Annotated in this window: 7 protein-coding genes; 5 read left to right on the top strand and 2 right to left on the bottom strand. The window is 57.6% G+C overall.

The window, feature by feature from the left end; translation table 11 throughout:
* A partial coding sequence (locus FEM54_RS24775; RefSeq protein WP_138453459.1) for a DUF599 family protein occupies positions 1-325 on the top strand: 325 nt, incomplete at its 5' end.
* Positions 326-421: 96 nt separating this feature from the next.
* Here FEM54_RS24775 and FEM54_RS24770 read toward each other — a convergent pair.
* Positions 422-679: a hypothetical protein gene (locus FEM54_RS24770; protein ID WP_017134478.1), complete on the bottom strand. Its 258-nt coding sequence runs from the start codon at positions 677-679 to the stop codon at positions 422-424.
* A gap of 159 nt (positions 680-838) precedes the next feature.
* Between FEM54_RS24770 and FEM54_RS24765 the strand changes: the two genes are divergently transcribed.
* The 4 genes from FEM54_RS24765 (at position 839) to FEM54_RS24750 (ending at position 4553) form a co-directional block, all read left to right on the top strand.
* On the top strand, positions 839-1315 hold the full coding sequence (locus tag FEM54_RS24765; RefSeq protein ID WP_017134477.1) for a PaaI family thioesterase: 477 nt from the start codon (positions 839-841) through the stop codon (positions 1313-1315).
* The gene (locus FEM54_RS24760) at positions 1312-1764 is read left to right on the top strand and encodes a PaaI family thioesterase (protein ID WP_017134476.1); all 453 of its coding nucleotides are present in this window, start codon (positions 1312-1314) and stop codon (positions 1762-1764) included. Before FEM54_RS24765 ends, FEM54_RS24760 begins: the two co-directional genes overlap by 4 nt.
* Positions 1765-1853: 89 nt before the next feature.
* On the top strand, positions 1854-3758 hold the full coding sequence (gene htpG / locus FEM54_RS24755) for a molecular chaperone HtpG (RefSeq protein ID WP_138453458.1): 1905 nt from the start codon (positions 1854-1856) through the stop codon (positions 3756-3758).
* Positions 3759-3824: 66 nt separating this feature from the next.
* Positions 3825-4553: a dienelactone hydrolase family protein gene (locus tag FEM54_RS24750; protein ID WP_017134474.1), complete on the top strand. Its 729-nt coding sequence runs from the start codon at positions 3825-3827 to the stop codon at positions 4551-4553.
* Between the two features lie 99 nt (positions 4554-4652).
* Here FEM54_RS24750 and FEM54_RS24745 read toward each other — a convergent pair.
* Positions 4653-4881 (bottom strand): pirin-like C-terminal cupin domain-containing protein (locus FEM54_RS24745; RefSeq protein ID WP_276614775.1); only part of this gene is annotated, 229 nt, incomplete at its 5' end.

The following is a 4881-nucleotide window of genomic DNA, read 5'->3' as shown; positions in this document are numbered from 1 at the left end:
ATACAACTTTGCCGCCGTGCTGGTGGGCTCGGCGCCGATGATCGGAGAGCGGCAGGTGTCGGAGCAGGAGCGCAAGGCATTTGCCCTGCGGGCGGCGCGGGTGATTTCGATGGCGGCCAACCAGTTCAACTTTGGCCTGCGCTCGTATTACTTCGGCATGACCATGCTGGCCTGGTTTGTCAGCCCCTGGTTGTTCATGTTGATGAGCAGCGGGGTGGTACTGGTGCTGTATCGCCGCGAGTTTCATTCCGACGTACTGCAGGTGATGGTTTATACGCCGACCGATATGCCGGTAGCCGAGCCGGCTAAAGAAACCGTGTCTTGATGAGTGGCACCCAGGGTTAATCAAATTCTATAAATCGCAGGCAAAGTAAAGCCCGCTATGTAAGCGGGCTTTCTTTTTGCAGCAAATGCCAGGCTATTAGTTCTTGGCAGGTTCTGCAGGTGCAGCAGGTGCAGCTTCTTTCGCGGCGGCTTCGTTCGATTCAGCCTGAGCTTTGGCAGCATCGGCGTTTTCTTTCGCAGCGTCGTTCACTTTATCCTGTGCTTTCGCCATGTCCTTCTGAGCTTGCTCAGAATGCGCGGCGGCATCTTGGGCTTTGTCTTCGGATTTCTTATCGCAGGCAGCGAGACCGAGGGCAGCGGCCAACATCATGGAAATAGCTAAAGTCTTGCGCATGGGGTGTTTCTCCTTATTGAAGATATCTACTGGCCTTTCGAGCTTGGACGGCCAGCATTAGTTCCTTTTGTTTCAAAGATATATAAAACACCGCTGCCAAGGAACTTTTAGTCCTGTCCCGGCTACTGCGCAAACCCACACTAATAAGAGTCTGCACACATGACCGAAAATCCCTTGTTAGAGCGTGCCACACGCTTTGTTTTGGCCTTGCGCCATTGCCAGGTGCTGGGCATTATCGTGCATGCCGCCAGCGAGGAGGGCATGACGCTGGCCCTGCCTTACGGCCCGCATATCGTCGGTGACCCTCAGACCGGCGTGATTCACGGCGGCGCGCTGACCTCACTGATGGACACCGCCTGCGGCATGGCCACGCTGTGCGTACTGCCGGAGTTCGAGGTGTGCCCGACCCTGGATTTGCGCGTCGACTACATGCATCCCGCCGAGCCGCACAAGCCGGTGTATGGCTTTGCACAATGCTACCGGGTGACCACCGACGTGATCTTTACCCGTGGCTTTGCCTACCAGGATGATCCTCAGCAACCCATCGCCCATGTGGTGGGCACCTTCATGCGCATGGGCAAGCGCCTCAAAGGCACGCAAGGACTCGGCAATTCGATCAAGGGAGACCAGGCATGACGCATCGATTCAAGACCCGCCTCGAACAGGCCCATGAGCGCGGCGACTATGAGGCGTTGCTCAACCTGGTGCCCTACGCCAAGCTGATCGGCATCGAATGCTCAAGGTTGGGGGATGAGCTGCTGTTTCGCCTGCCGGCCAACAAGGACAATATTGGTAACCCGATATTGCCAGCGCTGCACGGCGGTGTGATCGCAGGTTTTATGGAGCTGTCGGCAGCGTTACATTTGCTGGTATTTACCGGTGCGCCAGGTTTGCCGAAAATCATCGATTTTTCCCTGGATTACTTGCGTGCCGGGCAGTTTCGCGACACTTACGCCAAATGCCAGGTGTGGCGCCAAGGCCGCCGGGTGGCGAATGTGGCGATCACCGCCTGGCAAAGCACCGCCGCTGAGCCGATTGCCACCGCTCGCGCACATTTCAAAATTGAGGAATTGGTGCGCCCTTGAAATCCTGGTCTTAGCCCCCAACTTTGATGACAACCCGCCGCCAACCCTTTCGGGCGCGGCCACTGCCATCCAATTGGAGTTTGATGACCATGAGTGTGGAAACTCAAAAGGAAACCCTGGGCTTCCAGACCGAGGTGAAGCAACTGCTGCACCTCATGATCCATTCGCTGTATTCCAACAAGGAAATCTTCCTTCGCGAATTGATCTCGAACGCCTCTGACGCTGTCGACAAATTACGTTTCGAAGCCCTCTCCAAGCCTGAGTTGCTGGAAGGTGGCGCCGAACTGAAAATCCGTGTGAGCTTTGACAAGGACGCCAAGACCGTCACCCTCGAAGACAACGGCATCGGCATGAGCCGTGAAGACGCGATTACCCATCTGGGTACCATCGCCAAGTCCGGCACCGCAGACTTCATGAAGAATCTGTCGGGCGACCAGAAGAAAGATTCGCACCTGATCGGTCAGTTCGGCGTGGGCTTCTACTCGGCCTTCATCGTTGCCGACAAGGTTGAAGTATTCAGCCGCCGTGCTGGCCTTGACGCCAGCGAAGGCGTGCACTGGGCCTCCAAAGGTGAGGGCGAGTTCGAAATCGCCACTATCGACAAGGCTGACCGTGGCACGCGTATCGTGCTGCACCTCAAAGCCGCTGAAGATGAATTCGCCGACGGCTACCGACTGCGCAATATCATCAAGAAATACTCCGACCACATCGCTTTGCCGATCGAACTGCCGAAAGAACAAGCGGCTGTCGAGGGCGAAGAGAAACCTGCCCAGGAATGGGAAGTGGTCAACCGTGCCAGCGCCTTGTGGACCCGCCCTCGTACCGAAGTCAAAGACGAGGAGTATCAGGAGTTCTATAAGCACATCGCTCACGACTACGAGAACCCGCTGAGCTGGAGCCACAACAAGGTCGAAGGCAAGCTGGAATACAGCTCGCTGCTTTATGTACCGGCCCGTGCCCCATTCGATCTGTACCAGCGTGAGGCGCCAAAAGGCCTGAAACTGTACGTGCAGCGCGTGTTCGTGATGGACCAGGCGGAATCGTTCCTGCCGCTGTACCTGCGCTTCATCAAAGGTGTGGTCGACTCCAACGACCTGTCGCTGAACGTGTCGCGGGAAATCCTGCAGAAAGACCCGATCATCGACTCCATGAAGTCGGCGCTAACGAAGCGCGTGCTCGACATGCTGGAAAAACTGGCGAAGAACGAGCCTGAGCAATACAAGGGCTTCTGGAAAAACTTCGGCCAGGTCATGAAAGAAGGCCCGGCAGAAGATTTCGCCAACAAGGAAAAAATCGCCGGCCTGCTGCGTTTTGCCTCGACTCAGGGTGACGACGGCGAGCAGATCGTGTCGTTGGCCGAGTACCTGGCACGCGCCAAGGAAGGTCAGGACAAGATCTACTACCTGACCGGCGAAACCTACGCCCAGGTCAAGAACAGCCCGCACCTGGAAGTCTTCCGCAAGAAAGGCATCGAAGTGCTGCTGTTGACCGACCGTATCGACGAGTGGCTGATGAGCTACCTCAGCGAGTTCGACGGCAAGACCTTCGTCGACGTGGCCCGTGGTGACCTGGACCTGGGTAACCTGGACTCCGAAGAAGAGAAGAAGGAAGCCGAAGAAGTCGCCAAGGCCAAAGAAGGCCTGGTTGAGCGGATCAAGACTGCCTTGGGCGATGCCGTCAGCGAAGTGCGGGTTTCCCACCGTCTGACCGACTCTCCGGCGATTCTGGCCATCGGTGAGCAGGACCTGGGCATGCAGATGCGTCAGATCCTCGAAGCCAGCGGGCAGAAAGTGCCGGATTCCAAGCCGATCTTCGAATTCAACCCGGCTCACCCGCTGATCGAGAAACTTGATGGCGAGCAGAGCGAAGAGCGTTTTGGCGACCTGACGCACATCCTCTTCGACCAGGCAGCCCTGGCTGCCGGTGACAGCCTTAAAGATCCGGCCGCGTATGTGCGCCGGCTGAACAAGCTGTTGGTTGAACTGTCGGTTTAACACCGTTGTAGAAAAACCCGCTTCGGCGGGTTTTTTCGTTCTAACGCACCTCAACTGGAGTAAATGATGAGCCAAGTCACTGTACGTTCCGTGGTCTATCAGATTGATGGCCAGTCTTATGAAAGCCGCCTGGCGTTCGATGCCAGCCACAAGGGCCCGCTGCCGGGCCTGCTGATGGCGCCGAACTGGATGGGGGTGAGTGCGGGTGCCGAGGAAATCGCCAAGAGCGTGGCCAGCAAAGGCTACGTGGTACTGATCGCCGACCTGTACGGGCAAACCGTGCGCCCGACGAATGGCGATGAAGCCGGCGCTGCGATGATGCCGTTGAAGAACGATAACCCGGCGCTGCTCAAGCGCATGCAGGCGGCCTTTGAGCAACTGCAAAGCCAGACCGAAGCGGCCGTTGATACCTCGAAGCTGGCGACCTTCGGTTTCTGCTTTGGTGGTTTCTGCTCGCTGGAGCTGGCACGTACCGGTGCGCCGTTGAAGGCTGCTGTGTCGTTCCACGGCACGATCGACACACAAAACCCGGCAGGTGCCAAGCACGTCAAGGGTTCGGTGCTGGTGCTGCACGGCGCGTCCGATCCGTTGGTGCCGAAAGAGCAACTGCCGGCGTTTGAGCAAGAAATGAACGCCGCCGGTGTGGATTGGCAACTGCTGAGCTACGGCGGCGCGGTGCATTCCTTTACTGACCCGCACGCCAATGTGCCGGGCAAGATGATGTACGACGCGAAGACGGCCAAGCGTGCGTTCCAGTCGATGCATAACTTGCTGGATGAAGTGTTCAAGGGCTAAAGCTTTAGCGCCTGTTCCGGCCTCATCGCAGGCAAGCCAGCTCCCACACGTTGAACTGTGAAAACAGTCGACAGGTGGGAGCTGGCTTGCCTGCGATAGCTATCTGACAGGCAACTCGATTCTTTCTGACTCACCCGGCACCGTCGGCCAATCCCCGGCCGCCCAGCGCTGCCTGGCCTGTTCAATCACCGCCGGATCGCTCGCGACAAAATTCCAATTGATCCGCCGTGGCCCATCCAGCGGCGCGCCGCCGAACACCACCACGTGGCAATCGCTTTCGGCAAACAAGGTCATTTCCTGCCCGCTCGGCAATACCACCAGGCTATGC

It is taken from the genome of Pseudomonas edaphica, from assembly GCF_005863185.1.
Classification (GTDB): Bacteria; Pseudomonadota; Gammaproteobacteria; order Pseudomonadales; family Pseudomonadaceae; genus Aquipseudomonas; species Aquipseudomonas edaphica.
The sequence above is the reverse complement of the archived record's forward strand: the minus strand, read 5'-3'. Positions and strand labels throughout refer to the sequence as shown.